Origin of the sequence: Qipengyuania sp. ASV99 (assembly GCF_047872805.1) — a bacterium.
Classification (GTDB): Bacteria; Pseudomonadota; Alphaproteobacteria; order Sphingomonadales; family Sphingomonadaceae; genus Erythrobacter.
Genome location: NZ_JBLQUK010000005.1, coordinates 14,676 through 30,763, shown reverse-complemented (window position 1 = coordinate 30,763; position 16,088 = coordinate 14,676). Strand labels below are relative to the sequence as shown.

Genomic DNA, 16,088 nt, shown 5'->3' with positions numbered 1-16,088 from the left:
CCGATTAGCGGCGGCAATACCACACTGGCAAGCCGCCGATCGACAGCGCGTGATTTTGTCATGGAAACGCAAGGGAAAAATGCTTAGCTTACATCCATGTCAGCAAGTCCATTTTCCTATCCGATCACTGTCGCCCCCGAAGACATCGATTTCATGGGCCACGTCAACAATGCGCGCTACCTCAATTGGGTGCAGGACGCGGTGCTCGCGCATTGGAACAAGATCGCGCCTGATGAAGATGTGGCGACCAAGGCATGGGTCGCGCTGAAGCACGAAATCACCTATCGCAAACCCGCTTTTCTCGAAGACGATGTGATGGCGAAGACGGTGCTTGAACGGTTCAACGGCGCGCGGGCGTTCTATCATACGGTGATCAGCCGAGGCGAAGACGTGTTGGCCGAAGTGCAATCGAGCTGGTGCTGCATCGATGCCAAAACGCTGCGCCCGGCGCGCATTGGCGAACATTTGCGCGAATTCTTCTTTCCCGATACCGAGTAGACGGGGCTGTTTGGACCCTATCCTTACCCTCAAGCGTATTGGCACAAATGACAATCAGCCGTTACTCCCTTCCTGATCCCGAAGCTCAGGGTGCAATCGGGCTTGCACTTGCGGCGCTGATCGCGGGGAGTTGGCTGGGCATTCATGCCTATGCGATGTTTGTGTTTGAACTCACATGGTCGAACCTGCCGCTCGCGCTGGCGATGGCGCTGGTGCAATGCTGGCTATCGGTCGGAGTGTTTATTGTCTGCCACGATGCCATGCATGGCAGCCTTGCGCCGGGCCATCAGCGGCTGAGCGCGGGGATCGCGGCGGTGCTGTTGTTCCTATATGCGGGGTTTCGCTGGCGAACGCTGCGCGATGCGCATTTTACTCATCACAAACTGGCCGGCAAAGCGGGTGATCCCGATTTCGATGAACATCATCCGGGCCAGTTCCTGCCGTGGTACTGGACGTTCTTCAAACGCTATTTTGGCATGCATTCGCTGATATTCGTGCACAGCGTCGTTGCGATCTACTGGCTTATCATCGGGATTCCGATGGTGCAGATCGTGCTGCTCTACGGCGCGCCTGCATTGCTGTCTTCGCTGCAATTGTTTTATTTCGGTACCTTTCGCCCGCATCACCACAATGCTGCTGCGCCGTTCAGCGATGGGCACAACGCCCGGTCTGAACGGCTGAGCACGCTGGCGAGTCTCGCCACCTGCTTCCATTTCGGATATCATCTGGAACACCATCGCCAGCCGCAAGTGCCCTGGTGGGCGCTGCCAGCGGCACGCAAGGCGGGCGTGGGCGCGGTAAGTGAGGTATTGGAAGCGGCGGTATGAGCTGGGTTGAAATCATCCTGACGGTTCTGGCCGCAGTGCTGTTTATGGAAGCCTGGGCCTGGTTTGCGCATAAATTCATCATGCACGGTTTCGGTTGGGCGTGGCACCGCGACCATCACGAACCGCATGACAACACATTCGAAAAGAACGATCTGTTCGCGGTGGTGTTCGGCACCATCAACGCCGCCATGTATATCTACGGCTCGCTCTATTGGGAGGCGTTGTGGTGGTTCGCGGTCGGGATCACGATTTACGGCGTGATTTACACGCTGGTGCATGACGGACTTGTCCATCAACGCTATTTCCGGTTCGTGCCCAAACGCGGCTATGCCAAACGACTGGTGCAGGCGCATAAGCTCCACCATGCCACTATCGGTAAAGAGGGTGGGGTCAGCTTTGGCTTCGTCCTCGCGCGCGATCCGGCCAAACTAAAAGCGGAATTGCGCGAACAGGCGCGGAACGGCATCGCCGTGGTGCGCGAAAGCGCAGGAGCTTAGTCCAGGTCGCTATTCCGGCCGGGTCCACATCCAACCGCCAACGACCACCAGAATGATGAGCGAGGCAAAATAATAGGGATAGCCCAGCGTGAATGCGGTGAAACCCACACCGCACGCCATTGCCCCGATGGCAATCAGCTTGGTCTTGCGGCTGATCGCGCGGCGTTCCTGCCAATCGCGCACCTGCGGCCCGAAATAGTGATGGTCGAGAATGCGCTGTTCCAACGCTGGACTGCTCCGGGCAAAACAGAACACCGCGACCAGCAGAAATGGCACCGTCGGCATCAACGGCAGCACGGCACCCAGCACCGCCAGTCCGGTTGCGACAAGGCCCCCTGCAAAAAACAGCGGGCGCGAAAACCGGTTCATCAACTGACCATCAGCGGCACGCCGCCGCCAGCCGCGCGGCGTGTTCTTTGACCAGCGCGATCATATTGGGCACGCCTTGCGTCCGGTTGCTCGAAAGTTGGCTTTTCAGATCGAACGGGGCCAGCGCGCCCACGACATCCATCCGCGCGACTTCGGCGGCGGGCCGGTCCTGCACTGCGGCGATCACCAGCGCGACGATCCCCTTGGTAATCGCGGCATTGCTGTCGGCGAGGAAATGCAGCGTGTCGGCGTTTTTCGCCTCGGTCGGGTAAACCCACACCGCCGCAGAGCATCCGCGCACCAGTGTCGCATCGGTTTTCAGCGCATCGGGCATCGGTTCAAGCTCCCGGCCTAGCTCGATCAGCAGGCGGTAACGTTCATCCCCTTCAAGGAATTCGTATTCTTCGAGAATGTCGTCAAGCAATCGCATGAGGCGCACTTAGTGTGCCCAAGTGCCAAGGGGAAGGGGGTGAGCTAAAGCTCCACCCCATTGGCGATAGCTTCGAGCTTCTTGATGCGTTCTTTCATATCGGCCAGTTCGATCCGCGCTGCGCCAACCGCAACGCCGCCTTCGATCTCCGCATAGGGAGCGCCGCCGCGCTGGAGCCGTTCAAGTTCCTGGCGTTTCAGCTCAAGCCAGCCCTGCCATGCACGCAACAGGGCAAACACGACCACGCAGATTCCAACCAGACAAGCAGCGGCAATCACAAGAATGGGGTCCATCAACATTGGTTCTTGTCCTCCCGAATTGGATCAGAGCCGAGCGCGGGCGTTTCCTGGCGCGCGCCTGAAACAGGATCTCTCAAGGCTTCGATTTCTGCAGCGATGCGGGCGCGTTCGCGGGCGTCGAGCGAATTGTTGTCGGTGGCAATGCGTTCGAGCACTTGCAGCCGTTCGCGCAAGGCATCGATCTCGCGCCGGGTTTCTTCGATTTCGGCGCGCGAGGCGCTGTCATCGCGGTTGCCGACGTAGGTTTCGTTGCCAGCCTCGTCGGAAATGATCCCCGCGCGCGCCTTGGCGAGCTGCACCACGCCCCAAACAGCGATGGCGATAATAACGACAATGGCCCAGCTGCTCATCTGGAACTTCCTTCCATCTGTTGGCTGTTCGCATTTGTCGCCGCGGGTTCGCGCAGAGACTCGATTTCATCGGCCAGATCGGCTGATCGATCCGTGGCAATGCGTTCAAGCACGCGGACGCGCGTTTCCAGATCACTCTTGCTCGCGGTCTTTGGATAGGATGCAGGAGAATGCGCTGCGTCGTTGGATTTGCGCTTGCGCATCAAGAGATAGGCAGAACTTCCGGAGGCAAGGACTGCAATCGCAGCGATTTGCAAGGCATCGAAAACCAGACTGGTATCAGCTCCAAACATCAATTGCGCTCCTTGTCCCGGGCATTGGACGCGAGCGTTCTTTCTGTTCGCAGCGCCTCGATCTCATCCGCCAGCATGGCACCGCGATCGGTTGCGAGCCTTTCGAGCACCCGCAGGCGATCCTCGATCATGTCGGTGCGGTCGGCGATCAAATTTGTGTGGGGCAAACCAGCATGGCTGGCCGGATCGGAAGAATGCGCAATCCCGGCAGTCGAGCGCTTGTAATCGAGCACTTTCTGGACAATGGCATTCACGCTTCCGCCAATAATGCCAGTGATCGTGATAATCATCACGACAATCATGAGCAGATCGATGTCCATCACGCGCTCCCTTCGTCGGTGCGGTGTTGCAACGCGCGGTCGCGCACCGAATCTCTGAGCGCGTCGATTTCCGAGGTCAGCGTAAAGCCTCTATCGGTGACGATGCGTTCGACATTGACGAGGCGGTCCTTCACCGAACCCAGCTCGGCGCGCAGTTCGGCGTTTTCCTGCGTCAACAGGCTGATGCGCTGCTTTGCTTCGTTGTCGGTCGATGGCTTCAGTGACTGGCCCCATGCGCCGTCAAGCGGATAGCCATGCTGGATGCGCAGGCGCGTGGTGTAGACCCAGCCAAACACGCTTCCGATGGCAATGGCGATCCCGCCGCCGATGATCCACGGCAGATGCGGGATGATAGTGGTTGCGGCGTCGGGGCTCATCCGCGGGTTTCCTTCTGGCCAATATTAAGAGGCACACCGCTGTCTTTCAGGGTGCGGGCTGGACGATCACGCAGCGCCTCGATCTCGTCAGCCAGCGAATAGCCGCGATCGGTGACGATCTTTTCGAGCACGATCATGCGGTCCTGCATTGCGTCAAGCTTGTCATGAAGCTCGCGGTTTTCGGACCGGAGGCGCTTTGTATCGGCCGATTCGCTCGGTTCAGTCGTCCCGCCCCATTCGTCTTCCAGCGCATAGCCATGCTTTGCCCGTATCCAGTTGTTGATGATCCATGCGCCATACGAGACGGCGATGATCGCAATAACAAATCCGGGTCCGCCCCAATCCATCACACCTGTTCCTTCTTGCTGATATTGAGCGGAACCCCGGCATCGCGGCTTTCCACCGTGCGGATATCGCGCAGCGCTTCGATTTGGGTGGCAATGTCATAACCGCGATCAGTGACGATGCGTTCGAGCACTTGAACCCGGTCCTCAAGCTTGGCGACCTGGCTGGCATATTGCGCGGCCTTTTCGGCGGTGTGTTCAGCGGTTGCATTGACCTGCAATTCGGCGATCTTCTGCTTGTGCTTGGTCCATACGCCCATGATCGCAATCGAGCATCCCATGACGATCGCAATGATCGGTATCATGACCCCAAGTGTTCCGCTGTCCATGATTGCGTCCCTCCCTGTGTGTGACTTTTCGGTTCGAACTGTTTGGCTCAGCGCAGTCGCTCAATCTCGGCGGTCAGGCGCGGATTGTTGCTGACATAGTATGTTTCCACGTCGGCCAGACGGCGGTCGATGTCGCGGAACCGGGCGCGGATTTCACGCGCGGTGCGCTTCGGGCTCTGCCGGACGCGCTGCCAGTATTTCTCTTCCTGCGCATCGCCATAGAGATAGGGCGGTTTCTTGTTGAGCACGAAACCGGCGATGAAATAGGCAGGGATTGACCATCCCCCGGTAAGGAAGATCGAAATCACGGCGCCGATCCGGATCCAATTGCGATCAACCCCGGTATAATTGGCGATCCCCGAACACACCCCCATCAATTTGGCGTGGTGGCTGTCGCGGTAAAGCGTGGTGCGGGGGCTGTTCATTGCATGGCTCCTTTTTTCTCGGCGATCAGCTGTTCAAGCTCGCGCAATTGCTGATTGTCTCGTTCCTGATCGGCCTGAAGCCGTTTCACCGGGTTAAAGCTGGGGTCGTCGGTGGCGACGAGCCGTTCGACCGTGTCCATCCGTTCATCCAGCCGCTTGGCGAGGTTGTAGAGTTCCTCCAGCAGCACTTCGTCATCGCTGGTGATGGTCGCGGCGGTTTTCCACTTGGTGACATAGTGCAGGATCAGCCAAGGCAGGCCGATCACAACGGCCGGGATGATGAAAAATTCTTCCATGGCTATTTACCCCTTGCTTTCGTCGCTCTTGCCGAGCGCTTTCTTCATTGCGGCGAGTTCATCGTCGATGGCGTCTGCCCCTTCGAGCGCGGCGATTTCATCGGCGAGCGAAGGCGTGCCGCCTTCTGCGATCTTGAGCGCGTCGGCGCGGCCTTCGGCGTAATCGACGCGGCGTTCGAGCTGGTCGAACCGGGCGAGCGCCTCATCAGTGCGCTCGGTGCTCATCAGCGTGCGCAGTTTGACGCGGTTCTCCGCGCTTTCGAGGCGGGCGGCGATCTGCGTCTGGCGGCTGCGGGCCTCGCGCAGACGGTGCTGCAATTTGGCGATGTCTTCCTCATAGGCGCGCAGGGCATCGTCGAGCACCGCGATCTCTGCGCGCAACTGGTCGCCCATGCCGCTCGCCTTCTTTTTTTCGACCAGGGCCGCGCGGGCCAGGTCTTCGCGGTCTTTCGACAGCGCCAACTGCGCTTTCTCGCCCCAGTCGGCCTCCAGCCGGTCAAGCTTTACGACGTGGCGGTGCATTTCTTTCTGATCGGCAATGGTGCGCGCCGCGCTGGCCCGAACCTCGACCAGAGTTTCCTCCATTTCGAGGATGATCATGCGGATCATCTTCGATGGATCATCCGCATTGTCGAGCATGTCGTTGAAATTCGCAGCAATGATGTCACGGGTGCGGCTGAAAATGCCCATAAAGGCTACTCCATCAAGAAATGGGTTGGTGCTGGCTCTGCGCGAGTCTTCGCGGGAATCGCTACGGTCGTTAGTTTGCGTCGGAGTGGGGCTGCGGCGCAAGGCTTCGATTTCGGCGTCGAGCCGTGAGAGCGCGCCCTTTGATATCAGCTTTCCCGGAGGGTGGGCCGAAGCGTCGCCGGACGAGGGTTTGCGCGTCGGGGAAAGCGCATCACTGTGTGCGGCATCAGCGACTGGAACGCTGCGCTCCGGCCCGAGGGGAAGGCCTGAATCGTTGGGGTCACGCTTGCTCATGCGCGGCTCAGGCCAGTTCAACCGACAGCGCGGTTGCGCCATTAGGCTGCGCGATATGAGCATCGGCTGCTACCAAATTCATCTGGCTGGTCAAAGCAATCATGGCGACCATCGCAGCAATGCTGGCGAGCGCTGATTTGCCAAGTTTGGTACCAAAGAAAGCGGCGTTGTACATCGTTGGGGTCTCCGTGAAGCATCTTGAAGTCGTTACCAGTGGTTTTGCAATCAGCGTGCCAAACCTTGAAAGCGGCGAAATTCCGGGAGTTTTGCGCCCTGATTGACAAAGTGCGTTGGCCTCTATTGCCAACCCTTGGGAATTCTCACTATATCTCGGGAATGGAGCGCGAAAATCATTTCATCGGGCAGTCCGGTGCCTTTCTCGATGCGGTCGAGCGCGCCAGCCGCGCGGCACCGATGAGCCGCCCGGTGCTCGTCATCGGAGAGCGCGGAACGGGCAAGGAATTGATCGCCGAACGTCTTCACCGCCTCTCTTCACGCTGGGGTGAGCCGCTGGTGACGATGAACTGCGCGGCGCTGCCCGAAACGCTGATCGAAGCGGAATTGTTCGGCCACGAAGCGGGAGCCTTTACCGGCGCTACCAAAGCGCGCGCGGGAAGGTTCGAAGAAGCCGATCAAGGCACCCTGTTTCTCGACGAACTGGGCACATTGTCGATGGGCGCGCAGGAACGGCTGCTGAGAGCGGTCGAATATGGCGAAGTGACGCGCATCGGTTCATCGCGACCGATCCGGGTCAATGTCCGGATCGTGGCAGCGACCAATGACGATTTGCCCGCGCTGGCTGCCAGCGGCGAGTTTCGCGCCGACCTGCTCGACCGGCTTAGTTTTGAAGTCATTACACTGCCTCCGCTGCGGGTCCGTGAAGGCGATATCGGGGTGCTGGCTGAACATTTTGCGCGGCGCATGGCGGCGGAGTTGGAGTGGCACAGCTGGCCCGGCTTTGCACCGCATGTGATGGCCCAGCTTGAGGAATACGAATGGCCCGGCAATGTCCGCGAATTGCGCAATGTGGTGGAGCGCGCGGTCTATCGCTGGGATGATCCCGAAGCACCGGTCGCGCATGCGCAATTCGACCCCTTTGATAGCCCGTGGAAGCCAAAGGCTCCGGCGCATCGCCGGATGGATGCCGGAGCTGCGGCAGGGCCTTTCGCCAGACCCCTCCCCGGTGTTTCGGGTGCTTTGTCTTCGAATAGTGGGTTGGCTACCGCGACAGATTTGGATCAGATCGATGATTTACGCCTTGCCGTTGACCGGCACGAACGCGCGATTGTCGAACATGCGCTGGGCAAACACCGCTGGAATCAGCGCCAGACGGCCAAGGCGCTGGGGCTGAGCTATGACCAATTGCGTCATGCGATAAAGAAGCATGGCCTGTTGGAAGAAGGCGAATAAGACGCAGTCTCTGGTCCATTGCCCTAACCGCTTGTTTACTCTCGCCCGTTATCCACCAAGCTGGAGTCGGGAGTAGAGGCGCGACGGCTTTAAGGACGAGTTTCATGCGGGCGTTTGTCGAAATCGTTGAAAACATGACAGGAGTGGTGCGGCTTATCATCGGCGCGCTGGTGCTTTGCTCGCTGGGATTTGGGCTACTGATGACGCTGGGCATGACCTATGTCGCTCCAAAAGTGGCTCAGGATTATGGTGAGCGGGCCGAACGCATAGGCGAACGAGCCATCGCTGCCGCTCAAGAAGAAGCGCGCGCGCGGGCCTTGGCAGAGGACGGTTGGGGCTATGGTGATCCGGCCGCTTCACAAGATAGTGCCGTTCCGCCGTCCGATGCCGCAGCGAACGGCACGAGCGTAAACAGCTCCGGCGGTTGGGGTGACGGTCAATAGGAATGAATGCCTTGCCGGTTAAGCGCGTGATCCCCACCATGGCCGAAGACGATCCTCAATCCAGTCATCGCGCCGCGCCGCGCCTGCCATTGAGCCTGCCCGGACTGTTCCTGGCGGTGACTGGCAATCAGCATTGTATCCTTACCAATCTTTCGCGCACCGGCGCCCTGATCGCGATTGAAGAGCCGCTAAGGATCGGCAGCGAAGGGTATCTTCGCTGCGGCCCGATCGACCATTTCATGGTCGTTACTCGCAGGGAAAAAGGCCGCAATGCGCTGCATTTCGATATACCTGTAAGCGATGCGTTTGTATTCGGCATCCGACAGTTTCAAGAAGCGCTGGCTGCGCGCGAACAGGAAGAATTGCTGGAAACGGTTCGCGGTTGGACATCGGGTGAAGCCACCAACCATTGGTAAAGGCCTGGGCCGCAACTACGCCATGATGCGTAGCTGAGCGGCGAGCCGCTGTTCAGCTTCTCCATTTACCACAGTGCAATTATGCACGTGTCCTTTGCTACCAATGACCAATGGCTTTCAGGCGATTCCGCGGTAACGGTGGGCCGCCGCAGCGCGCCGCGATTGCGCCTGTCTGTTCCGGCTCGGTTGGTGACGCTGTGCGATACGCGGCGCTGCATTCTGGTCGATCTATCACGCAGCGGTGCCCAGATTGGTCTGGAGAAGCCCTTGCGTGAAGGCGAAAGCGTCTTCCTTCAACTGGCCGGAATTGATCAATTCGGTACAATTGTTCGTTCTTTCACGGGGAGCGGTGGCGGCGCCAATGGCCTTGAGTTCGAATACCCACAGAATGACGAGCAGGTGCTTGCCATGCGCCAATATGCGGAATGTTTCGAAGGCGAAGCGCAGCGTGCCTTGCGCGAGGAGGCGTGCGCCTGGGTGACCGGCGCCAAATAGAACTTCGTCGCATTGTCGCGCAATCCTTTGTTCAAGGCTTGCCAAACGCGGTTCCTGAGCCTAATTGCGCATCAATCCCTACATCGTTGACACTTTGAAGGGGCTGGCGCCGCAAGGGGCCGGCGCGAAACGGCTTTGTCACAATATCGGCATTGTCACACGAAACCGGTAAAAGGACCACATGAGCGACATCACGCGCTTGACTGAACTGATCGAACCTGAGGCTTTGGCGCTTGGGTTTGAACTGGTGCGAGTGAAGATGATGCCGTCCGAGGCGGGCGATGGCGGTGAGGCTTTGCAAATTATGGCCGAAGATCCGGCAACCGGTCAGCTGGTGATCGACCAATGCGCGCAGCTGTCGCGGCGTATATCCGCGATGATGGATGCGCGCGAAGAAGCGGGCGAAGTGCTGATCGAAGGTGCCTATCATCTCGAAGTGTCCTCACCCGGTATCGACCGCCCGCTTACCCGCGACAAGGACTTTGCCAATTGGGCAGGGCACGACGCGCGGATCGTGATGGAAAAAGGTTTCGCCGGGCAGCGCGTCTATAAGGGCACACTCGGCGGGATTGCCGCTGGCATGGTCACGATTACCGACCCAAAGGCCGGTGAAGCGGTCTTGCCGCAGGCAGAAATTCACAGCGCAAAGCTCGTCCTCACCGACGCGCTGATCGCTGCAACAAGACCCATCGACACATCCGGTGTCGACGATATCGAAGAAGAAAATGAAGAGAAGGCAGACGACTGATGGGCAGTGCCATTTCGGCCAATAAGGCAGAATTGCTCGCGATTGCGAAATCCGTAGCATCGGAAAAGATGATCGACGAATCGATCGTTATCGAAGCGATGGAAGAGGCGATCCAGAAATCGGCGCGCAACCGCTATGGTGCCGAAAACGACATCCGAGCAAAGCTTGATCCGGTCACTGGCGACCTAACGCTGTGGCGCGTGGTCGAAGTCGTCGAAGTGGTTGAGGATTATTTCAAGCAGGTCGATCTCAAGCAGGCGGAAAAACTGCAACCGGGCGCGAGCGTCGGCGATTTCATCGTCGATCCGCTGCCCCCGGTCGATTTGGGCCGCATCGATGCGCAAAGCGCGAAGCAGGTGATCTTTCAGAAGGTCCGCGATGCCGAGCGTGAGCGCCAGTATGAAGAATTCAAGGATCGTGCCGGCGAAATCATCACCGGGGTCATCAAATCGGTCGAATTCGGTCATGTGATCGTCAACCTTGGCCGCGCCGAGGGTGTAATTCGCCGCGATCAGCAGATCCCGCGCGAGGCGGCCCGCAACAACGAACGCGTGCGCGCGCTGATTACCAAGGTGGAGCGCAACAACCGCGGTCCGCAAATCTTCCTCAGCCGCGCCGCCCCGGATTTCATGCGCAAACTGTTCGCGCAGGAAGTGCCCGAAATCTATGATGGCATCATCGAGATCAAGGCCGCCGCGCGCGATCCCGGCAGCCGCGCCAAGATCGGTGTCATCAGCCACGATTCCAGCATCGACCCGGTCGGTGCCTGCGTTGGCATGAAAGGCAGCCGCGTTCAGGCCGTCGTGCAGGAATTGCAGGGCGAAAAGATCGACATCATTCCGTGGTCCGAAGATATTGCGACCTTCGTCGTCAACGCGCTTCAACCCGCCACCGTCGCGCGCGTCGTGCTGGACGAGGAGGACGGCCGGATCGAAGTGGTGGTCCCTGACGATCAGCTTAGCCTGGCGATTGGTCGCCGCGGCCAGAACGTCCGCTTGGCGAGCCAGCTGACCGGTCACCAGATTGACATCATGACCGAGGAAGAAGCGTCCGAGAAGCGCTCCAAGGAATTTGCCGAGCGGTCCAAGATGTTCGAGGAAGAGCTCGACGTTGACGAAACGCTGTCGCAGCTGCTCGTGGCCGAAGGTTTCGCGATGCTGGAAGAGGTCGCTTATGTCGACAATTCCGAACTCGCCGCCATCGAAGGCTTTGACGAAGAACTCGCCGAAGAGCTGCAAAACCGCGCTATCGAAGCGCTGGAACGGCAGGAGGAATCGCACCGCGTCATCCGCCGCGATCTGGGCGTCGAAGATGCCATTGCCGAACTGCCGCATCTGACCGAAGCGATGATGGTCACGCTGGGCAAAGCGGGAATCAAAACGCTCGATGATCTGGCTGATCTGGCCACCGATGAACTGATCGCCAAGAAGCGCGAAGCTCCGCGCCGCCGTGCCAATGCTGCAGATGGCCCGCCGATGCGCCGCCCGCAGCGTGAACAGGACAAAGGCGGCGTGCTGGGTGATTACGGCCTGAGCGAAGAGCAGGGCAACGAAATCATTATGGCAGCCCGCGCCCATTGGTTCGAGGATGAAGAACCGGCGGCGCCTGCTGCTGCGGAAACGCCCGATATTCAGGAGGCCGCTGATGCGGACTCCAACCAATGAGCGCCTGACGTCCGACATCGTTGATGCGCCATCAACCCGGAAAGCTGGTCAGCCTTCCGAGAGCGAACGGCGCTGTGTGCTATCCGGCAAGACGGTCGCGCGCGACGACGCAATCCGGCTGGCGATTTCGCCCACAGGTGAGGTGTTGCCCGATCCCGGTGCCAAGGCACCCGGACGCGGAGCATGGATCGCGCCGGACCGCGCTGAGCTTGAAAGCGCCATCGCCAATGGCCATCTGAAACGCGCGCTGCTGCGGGCTTTCAAGGGCGCAGGCGAGGGCGTAACGCTCTCTTACGCAGAGGAATTGCCGGATCAGATCGAAAGCGCGCTCATTCGCAGTCTGACTGATCGGCTGGGTCTGGAAATGCGCGGCGGCAACATTGTGCTTGGCTCCAGCAGGATTGACGAACAGGCCCGCACAGGCCGGATTGCATTATTGCTGCATGCCAGCGACAGCAGCGAAGATGGACGCAAGAAGCTTGATCAGGCGTGGCGCGTGGGCTGCGATGCCGAGGGGTCGGGAATGCGCGGGACTGTCTTGCCACTGGACCGCACCGCGCTGTCTGTGGCATTGGGCCGCGACAATGTCGTCCATTTGGGCGTTTCAGGCATGAAGGATGGGCGCGATGATACGTCGCGCGCTTCGGTCCGGGTAGGACAGGCGATCACGCGGCTGACGCTGTTTCAGGCGAGAAGTCAGCAAAGGCCACAGGAGTCAGGGCCACAAACGGAGGCGCGCTTTGTGGGAAGCGATCCTCCCGACTAACGCCTTTGACCAGGTATTTACTCGCGCGGACGGCATGTCCGGGCGGCGACAAAAGATTTTTGAAGGATTAACGAGCCAGAATGAGCGACGAACCAGAAAAACGCACCCGTAAACCGCTAGGCCTCAAAAGGGCGGTCGACGCTGGAGAGGTCAAGCAGACCTTTAGCCACGGCCGCACCAACAAGGTTGCGGTTGAGGTGAAGCGCCGCCGCAAGCTGACCAAGCCGGGTGAAACACCTGCGCCTGAGGCTGCGCCCGCGCCGGTCGTTGCCGAGCCGCCTCCGCCGCCTCCGCCACCACCACCGCGTGCGGCCCCTGCGCCTGCGCCCAAGCGCGCGCCTGCGAGCGAAACCCCGCAAGAACGGGTCAAGCGGCTCCAGTTGGAAGCCGAAGAAGAGCGGCTGAAAATGGCCGAAGAGGCACGCAAACGCGACGATGAAAAGGCGCGGCTTGCTGCAGAGGAAGAAAAGAAGCGCGCCGAGGATAATCGCAAGGCAGAAGATAAGGCAGATGAGCCTGCCCCCGCGCTTCCCGAAACTGCCGTTGAAGCAGACGCAGCTGTTGTCGAGGCCGAAGACGGCACATCGTCTGGCGATCCTGTTTTGGAAAAGCAGGACACGCCAGCACCTGCCGCGCGCAAATTCACTCCGGTCGCCCGGCCAGAGCCCAAGCGTCCCGAAAAGAAAAAGAAAAAAGACGACAAGGGCGGAGCCACCCCAGAGGTCGGCAAGGACAAGCGCCGCTCGGGCAAACTGACTGTAACCAAGGCTCTGAACGAGGACGAAGGCCGCCGTGCGCGCAGCCTCGCCGCGCTCAAACGTGCGCGTGAAAAAGAGCGCCGGATGCAGGGCGGTGGATCGTCCAAACCGCGCGAAAAACAGATCCGCGACGTGATCGTTCCTGAAGCGATCACGGTCGGCGAATTGGCCAAGCGGATGGGCGAAAAGGGCGCAGATCTGGTCAAAGAGCTGTTCAACCTCGACATGATGGTCACTGTCAATCAGACGATTGACGCCGACACGGCGGAATTGCTGGTCGAACAATTCGGCCACAATATCGAACGCGTTTCAGCCGACGATGTCGAAATCAAGGTCGAACAGGACGTCGATCCCGAAGAGACGCTTAAAGAACGCCCGCCGGTCGTCACGATTATGGGCCATGTCGATCATGGCAAGACGTCGCTGCTCGACGCGCTGCGCGGTGCCAATGTGACCAAGGGTGAAGCTGGCGGTATTACCCAGCATATCGGAAGCTATCAAATCACCGCGAAAAACAAGCAGGTGATCACTTTCCTTGATACGCCGGGCCACGCTGCCTTCACCGAAATGCGTCAACGCGGCGCCAATGTCACCGATATCGTGGTGCTGGTGGTGGCCGCCGATGACGGGATCATGCCGCAGACGATCGAGGCGATCAATCACACGAAGGCCGCAGGCGTCCCGCTGATCGTGGCGATCAACAAGATGGACAAGCCAGAGGCCAATCCCGACAATATCCGCAACCGTCTGCTTGAACACGAAGTGATCGTCGAGAAAATGTCGGGCGATGTGCAGGATGTCGAGGTTTCGGCCAAGACCGGCGACGGTCTCGATGCCCTGATCGAGGCGATCACGCTGCAAGCGCAATTGCTTGAGCTGAAGGCGCGCCCGGACCGCGACGCCGATGCCACCGTGATCGAAGCCCAGCTCGACAAGGGCCGCGGCCCGGTTGCGACCGTGCTCATTACGCGCGGCACGTTGAAACGCGGCGATACTTTCGTTGTCGGCACCCAAAGCGGCCGCGTGCGCGCGATCATCAATGATGCTGGCAAACAGATCAAGGAAGCGGGCCCATCGATGCCGGTTGAGGTGCTCGGGCTGGGCGGCGTGCCGTCTGCGGGCGATCAGTTGACCGTGGTTGAAAATGAACAGCGCGCCCGCGAAGTGGCACAATATCGCCGCGAAAAAGCGACCGAGAAACGGACCGCGCTGGCTCCGACCAATTTCGACACGATGTTCAACAATCTGGCATCGAATGTGATCGAATGGCCGGTGCTGGTGAAAGCCGATGTGCAGGGTTCTGTCGAAGCCATCGTCAACGCGCTCCACAATATTTCGACCGACGATATCAAAGTGCGCGTGCTGCATGCCGGGGTCGGCGCTATCACTGAAAGCGACGTGACATTGGCGGCGGCTTCGAACGCTCCGATCATCGGTTTCAACGTTCGCCCCAATGCCAAGGCGCGCGATCTCGTCAAACGCGACGGGGTGAGGATGATGTATTACGATGTGATCTATCATTTGACCGAAGAAGTCGCCAAGGAAATGGCGGGCGAGCTTGGCCCGGAACGCATCGAAACCGTCGTTGGCCGCGCCGAGGTCAAAGAAGTGTTCAAGTCTGGCAAGCGCGACAAGGCAGCCGGTCTGCTGGTGCTCGAAGGGGTCATCCGCAAGGGATTGTTTGCCCGTCTCACGCGCGAAGATGTCATCGTTTCGGCCACCACCATCGCTTCGCTGCGGCGGTTCAAGGACGATGTGGACGAAGTCCGCTCTGGCCTCGAATGCGGCGTGGTGTTGCAGGACACGAATGACATCAAACCGGGCGACAGTCTTGAAGTGTTTGAGGTCGAATTGCGCGAACGGACGCTGTGACAGGGGGCAAGACCCTGAACCAGCCAGCGGAAGCACGGTATGGACGATGACGCCTATTACCCCGATGACGCAGGTGGCAGCCCCCACACTGCGTTGTTGGGTTCAGAATTCGTCGCCTTCGACGCAGCGACGCTGACCGCGACCATGCGCTTTACTGTGAAGCGCGAGATGTGCACCTGGCGCGGGGGCGTGCAGGGTGGCTTGGTCGCGGGCTATCTCGACGATGTGATGGGCTATGCCTTTGTCGCGGCGACCGGGGGCGAGATGGCACCGCTCAACCTCGACATTTCGATGAGCCTCATCCGGCTGATCCCCGAAGGCGCGACAATCATTGGCAAGGGCCGGGTGGTGAAGCCCGGACGGCGTGTCGTGTTCCTCGAAGGCGAATTGCTGGGAGAAGATGGGACGCTCTACGCCCGCTCCACCTCCACCGCTTTGCCCACGCCGCGACCCACGCCGACGACGACGGGGATGGGATGATGGCGAAACAGCCCTTCTCCGCCGAACAACATTCGGTCCGCGTGCTCAAGGTGGGCGAGCGGGTTCGGCATATCTTGTCCGAACTGCTCGCGCGGCAGGAGGTTCATGACGAGGTCGTCAGCGCCTCAAACATTTCGGTGACAGAGGTCCGCCTGACCCCCGATCTGCGCCACGCGACCGCCTATGTGAAACCCTTGCTGGGCGCGGATGACGACGATGTGGTCAGGGCGCTGCGCCAGAACACCGCGTTTCTTCAACGCGAAGTTGCCAAGCGGCTGGGACTCAAATTCGCGCCCAAGCTGAAATTCCGCAAGGATGAAAGCTTTGGCGAGGCCGATCGGATCGAGGCGCTGCTGAATGATCCCAAGGTTGCGCGCGATCTGGGCGATGACGATTAG

Annotated in this window: 26 protein-coding genes; 14 read left to right on the top strand and 12 right to left on the bottom strand. The window is 59.7% G+C overall.

The annotated features are described in order from the left end of the window. The first annotated feature begins 96 nt into the window (after positions 1 to 96). The 3 genes from ACM64M_RS07740 to ACM64M_RS07730 are packed head-to-tail and all read left to right on the top strand — an operon-like array spanning position 97 to position 1,822. Positions 97 to 498: an acyl-CoA thioesterase gene (locus tag ACM64M_RS07740; protein WP_416228104.1), complete on the top strand. Its 402-nt coding sequence runs from the start codon at positions 97 to 99 to the stop codon at positions 496 to 498. A gap of 47 nt (positions 499 to 545) precedes the next feature. Continuing rightward, positions 546 to 1,325 carry a fatty acid desaturase gene (locus ACM64M_RS07735; RefSeq protein ID WP_416228103.1) on the top strand — a complete coding sequence of 260 codons (780 nt, stop codon included), beginning with the start codon at positions 546 to 548 and terminating at the stop codon, positions 1,323 to 1,325. Continuing rightward, positions 1,322 to 1,822 (top strand): sterol desaturase family protein, encoded by a 501-nt coding sequence (locus ACM64M_RS07730; protein WP_416228102.1) that lies wholly within the window; start codon positions 1,322 to 1,324, stop codon positions 1,820 to 1,822. The genes ACM64M_RS07735 and ACM64M_RS07730 overlap by 4 nt, the downstream gene beginning before the upstream one ends. 9 nt (positions 1,823 to 1,831) lie before the next feature. Here the strand turns inward: ACM64M_RS07730 and ACM64M_RS07725 are convergent, their stop codons facing one another. From ACM64M_RS07725 to pspA, 12 genes are read right to left on the bottom strand one after another with little or no spacing between them, the layout of a single operon-like run. Further along, a complete protein-coding gene (locus ACM64M_RS07725; RefSeq protein WP_416228101.1) occupies positions 1,832 to 2,191 on the bottom strand; it encodes a YbaN family protein in 360 nt (119 codons plus the stop codon). A gap of 10 nt (positions 2,192 to 2,201) precedes the next feature. Continuing rightward, on the bottom strand, positions 2,202 to 2,621 hold the full coding sequence (locus ACM64M_RS07720) for a SufE family protein (RefSeq protein ID WP_416228100.1): 420 nt from the start codon (positions 2,619 to 2,621) through the stop codon (positions 2,202 to 2,204). 44 nt (positions 2,622 to 2,665) lie between these two features. Then, positions 2,666 to 2,917 carry a hypothetical protein gene (locus tag ACM64M_RS07715; RefSeq protein ID WP_416228233.1) on the bottom strand — a complete coding sequence of 84 codons (252 nt, stop codon included), beginning with the start codon at positions 2,915 to 2,917 and terminating at the stop codon, positions 2,666 to 2,668. Next, positions 2,914 to 3,270: a hypothetical protein gene (locus tag ACM64M_RS07710; RefSeq protein ID WP_416228099.1), complete on the bottom strand. Its 357-nt coding sequence runs from the start codon at positions 3,268 to 3,270 to the stop codon at positions 2,914 to 2,916. Before ACM64M_RS07710 ends, ACM64M_RS07715 begins: the two co-directional genes overlap by 4 nt. Further along, a complete protein-coding gene (locus ACM64M_RS07705; RefSeq protein ID WP_416228098.1) occupies positions 3,267 to 3,563 on the bottom strand; it encodes a hypothetical protein in 297 nt (98 codons plus the stop codon). The genes ACM64M_RS07710 and ACM64M_RS07705 overlap by 4 nt, the downstream gene beginning before the upstream one ends. After that, positions 3,563 to 3,883 (bottom strand): hypothetical protein, encoded by a 321-nt coding sequence (locus tag ACM64M_RS07700; RefSeq protein ID WP_416228097.1) that lies wholly within the window; start codon positions 3,881 to 3,883, stop codon positions 3,563 to 3,565. The genes ACM64M_RS07705 and ACM64M_RS07700 overlap by 1 nt, the downstream gene beginning before the upstream one ends. After that, entirely contained in the window at positions 3,883 to 4,260 is a 378-nt protein-coding gene (locus tag ACM64M_RS07695; RefSeq protein ID WP_416228096.1) for a hypothetical protein, read from the bottom strand. Before ACM64M_RS07695 ends, ACM64M_RS07700 begins: the two co-directional genes overlap by 1 nt. Beyond that, the gene (locus ACM64M_RS07690; RefSeq protein WP_416228095.1) at positions 4,257 to 4,607 is read right to left on the bottom strand and encodes a hypothetical protein; all 351 of its coding nucleotides are present in this window, start codon (positions 4,605 to 4,607) and stop codon (positions 4,257 to 4,259) included. Before ACM64M_RS07690 ends, ACM64M_RS07695 begins: the two co-directional genes overlap by 4 nt. Beyond that, positions 4,607 to 4,933 (bottom strand): hypothetical protein, encoded by a 327-nt coding sequence (locus ACM64M_RS07685; RefSeq protein WP_416228094.1) that lies wholly within the window; start codon positions 4,931 to 4,933, stop codon positions 4,607 to 4,609. The genes ACM64M_RS07690 and ACM64M_RS07685 overlap by 1 nt, the downstream gene beginning before the upstream one ends. Before the next feature lie 47 nt (positions 4,934 to 4,980). Continuing rightward, positions 4,981 to 5,358, bottom strand: coding sequence for an envelope stress response membrane protein PspC (gene pspC, locus ACM64M_RS07680; protein ID WP_416228093.1), 378 nt, complete (start codon positions 5,356 to 5,358; stop codon positions 4,981 to 4,983). Further along, complete coding sequence (gene pspB, locus ACM64M_RS07675) at positions 5,355 to 5,654, bottom strand: envelope stress response membrane protein PspB (RefSeq protein WP_416228092.1); 300 nt, start codon at positions 5,652 to 5,654, stop codon at positions 5,355 to 5,357. The genes pspC and pspB overlap by 4 nt, the downstream gene beginning before the upstream one ends. Before the next feature lie 6 nt (positions 5,655 to 5,660). Further along, positions 5,661 to 6,638: a phage shock protein PspA gene (gene pspA / locus ACM64M_RS07670; protein ID WP_416228091.1), complete on the bottom strand. Its 978-nt coding sequence runs from the start codon at positions 6,636 to 6,638 to the stop codon at positions 5,661 to 5,663. 101 nt (positions 6,639 to 6,739) lie between these two features. On the opposite strand from pspA, the gene ACM64M_RS07665 reads away from it, so the two are divergent. The 11 genes from ACM64M_RS07665 (at position 6,740) to rbfA (ending at position 16,088) form a co-directional block, all read left to right on the top strand. After that, positions 6,740 to 6,919, top strand: coding sequence for a hypothetical protein (locus tag ACM64M_RS07665; protein WP_416228090.1), 180 nt, complete (start codon positions 6,740 to 6,742; stop codon positions 6,917 to 6,919). 55 nt (positions 6,920 to 6,974) lie between these two features. Further along, complete coding sequence (gene pspF / locus ACM64M_RS07660) at positions 6,975 to 8,048, top strand: phage shock protein operon transcriptional activator (protein WP_416228089.1); 1,074 nt, start codon at positions 6,975 to 6,977, stop codon at positions 8,046 to 8,048. A 104-nt stretch (positions 8,049 to 8,152) separates the two neighbouring features. Continuing rightward, positions 8,153 to 8,491, top strand: coding sequence for a hypothetical protein (locus ACM64M_RS07655; protein WP_416228088.1), 339 nt, complete (start codon positions 8,153 to 8,155; stop codon positions 8,489 to 8,491). An 11-nt stretch (positions 8,492 to 8,502) separates the two neighbouring features. Beyond that, complete coding sequence (locus tag ACM64M_RS07650) at positions 8,503 to 8,907, top strand: PilZ domain-containing protein (RefSeq protein WP_416228087.1); 405 nt, start codon at positions 8,503 to 8,505, stop codon at positions 8,905 to 8,907. An 87-nt stretch (positions 8,908 to 8,994) separates the two neighbouring features. Beyond that, complete coding sequence (locus ACM64M_RS07645) at positions 8,995 to 9,402, top strand: PilZ domain-containing protein (protein WP_416228086.1); 408 nt, start codon at positions 8,995 to 8,997, stop codon at positions 9,400 to 9,402. A 181-nt stretch (positions 9,403 to 9,583) separates the two neighbouring features. Then, the gene (gene rimP / locus ACM64M_RS07640) at positions 9,584 to 10,150 is read left to right on the top strand and encodes a ribosome maturation protein RimP (protein ID WP_416228085.1); all 567 of its coding nucleotides are present in this window, start codon (positions 9,584 to 9,586) and stop codon (positions 10,148 to 10,150) included. Next, on the top strand, positions 10,150 to 11,814 hold the full coding sequence (nusA, locus tag ACM64M_RS07635) for a transcription termination factor NusA (protein ID WP_416228084.1): 1,665 nt from the start codon (positions 10,150 to 10,152) through the stop codon (positions 11,812 to 11,814). The genes rimP and nusA overlap by 1 nt, the downstream gene beginning before the upstream one ends. Beyond that, positions 11,795 to 12,580 carry a DUF448 domain-containing protein gene (locus tag ACM64M_RS07630; RefSeq protein WP_416228083.1) on the top strand — a complete coding sequence of 262 codons (786 nt, stop codon included), beginning with the start codon at positions 11,795 to 11,797 and terminating at the stop codon, positions 12,578 to 12,580. Before nusA ends, ACM64M_RS07630 begins: the two co-directional genes overlap by 20 nt. An 80-nt stretch (positions 12,581 to 12,660) precedes the next feature. Beyond that, complete coding sequence (gene infB / locus ACM64M_RS07625) at positions 12,661 to 15,210, top strand: translation initiation factor IF-2 (RefSeq protein WP_416228082.1); 2,550 nt, start codon at positions 12,661 to 12,663, stop codon at positions 15,208 to 15,210. Positions 15,211 to 15,249: 39 nt separating this feature from the next. Continuing rightward, positions 15,250 to 15,690: a PaaI family thioesterase gene (locus tag ACM64M_RS07620; protein WP_416228081.1), complete on the top strand. Its 441-nt coding sequence runs from the start codon at positions 15,250 to 15,252 to the stop codon at positions 15,688 to 15,690. After that, the gene (rbfA, locus tag ACM64M_RS07615; RefSeq protein WP_416228080.1) at positions 15,690 to 16,088 is read left to right on the top strand and encodes a 30S ribosome-binding factor RbfA; all 399 of its coding nucleotides are present in this window, start codon (positions 15,690 to 15,692) and stop codon (positions 16,086 to 16,088) included. Before ACM64M_RS07620 ends, rbfA begins: the two co-directional genes overlap by 1 nt.

Excerpts from the sequence above, each read along its gene's own strand:
- ACM64M_RS07740 (WP_416228104.1), top strand. The coding sequence starts at position 97 with ATGTCAGCAAGTCCATTTTCCTATCCGATCACTGTCGCCCCCGAAGAC.
- ACM64M_RS07735 (WP_416228103.1), top strand. The coding sequence starts at position 546 with ATGACAATCAGCCGTTACTCCCTTCCTGATCCCGAAGCTCAGGGTGCA.
- ACM64M_RS07730 (WP_416228102.1), top strand. The coding sequence starts at position 1,322 with ATGAGCTGGGTTGAAATCATCCTGACGGTTCTGGCCGCAGTGCTGTTT.
- ACM64M_RS07725 (WP_416228101.1), bottom strand. The coding sequence starts at position 2,191 with ATGAACCGGTTTTCGCGCCCGCTGTTTTTTGCAGGGGGCCTTGTCGCA.
- ACM64M_RS07720 (WP_416228100.1), bottom strand. The coding sequence starts at position 2,621 with ATGCGATTGCTTGACGACATTCTCGAAGAATACGAATTCCTTGAAGGG.
- ACM64M_RS07710 (WP_416228099.1), bottom strand. The coding sequence starts at position 3,270 with ATGAGCAGCTGGGCCATTGTCGTTATTATCGCCATCGCTGTTTGGGGC.
- ACM64M_RS07705 (WP_416228098.1), bottom strand. The coding sequence starts at position 3,563 with ATGTTTGGAGCTGATACCAGTCTGGTTTTCGATGCCTTGCAAATCGCT.
- ACM64M_RS07700 (WP_416228097.1), bottom strand. The coding sequence starts at position 3,883 with ATGGACATCGATCTGCTCATGATTGTCGTGATGATTATCACGATCACT.
- ACM64M_RS07695 (WP_416228096.1), bottom strand. The coding sequence starts at position 4,260 with ATGAGCCCCGACGCCGCAACCACTATCATCCCGCATCTGCCGTGGATC.
- ACM64M_RS07690 (WP_416228095.1), bottom strand. The coding sequence starts at position 4,607 with ATGGATTGGGGCGGACCCGGATTTGTTATTGCGATCATCGCCGTCTCG.
- ACM64M_RS07685 (WP_416228094.1), bottom strand. The coding sequence starts at position 4,933 with ATGGACAGCGGAACACTTGGGGTCATGATACCGATCATTGCGATCGTC.
- pspC (WP_416228093.1), bottom strand. The coding sequence starts at position 5,358 with ATGAACAGCCCCCGCACCACGCTTTACCGCGACAGCCACCACGCCAAA.
- pspB (WP_416228092.1), bottom strand. The coding sequence starts at position 5,654 with ATGGAAGAATTTTTCATCATCCCGGCCGTTGTGATCGGCCTGCCTTGG.
- pspA (WP_416228091.1), bottom strand. The coding sequence starts at position 6,638 with ATGAGCAAGCGTGACCCCAACGATTCAGGCCTTCCCCTCGGGCCGGAG.
- ACM64M_RS07665 (WP_416228090.1), top strand. The coding sequence starts at position 6,740 with ATGGCGACCATCGCAGCAATGCTGGCGAGCGCTGATTTGCCAAGTTTG.
- pspF (WP_416228089.1), top strand. The coding sequence starts at position 6,975 with ATGGAGCGCGAAAATCATTTCATCGGGCAGTCCGGTGCCTTTCTCGAT.
- ACM64M_RS07655 (WP_416228088.1), top strand. The coding sequence starts at position 8,153 with ATGCGGGCGTTTGTCGAAATCGTTGAAAACATGACAGGAGTGGTGCGG.
- rimP (WP_416228085.1), top strand. The coding sequence starts at position 9,584 with ATGAGCGACATCACGCGCTTGACTGAACTGATCGAACCTGAGGCTTTG.
- nusA (WP_416228084.1), top strand. The coding sequence starts at position 10,150 with ATGGGCAGTGCCATTTCGGCCAATAAGGCAGAATTGCTCGCGATTGCG.
- ACM64M_RS07630 (WP_416228083.1), top strand. The coding sequence starts at position 11,795 with ATGCGGACTCCAACCAATGAGCGCCTGACGTCCGACATCGTTGATGCG.
- infB (WP_416228082.1), top strand. The coding sequence starts at position 12,661 with ATGAGCGACGAACCAGAAAAACGCACCCGTAAACCGCTAGGCCTCAAA.
- ACM64M_RS07620 (WP_416228081.1), top strand. The coding sequence starts at position 15,250 with ATGGACGATGACGCCTATTACCCCGATGACGCAGGTGGCAGCCCCCAC.
- rbfA (WP_416228080.1), top strand. The coding sequence starts at position 15,690 with ATGGCGAAACAGCCCTTCTCCGCCGAACAACATTCGGTCCGCGTGCTC.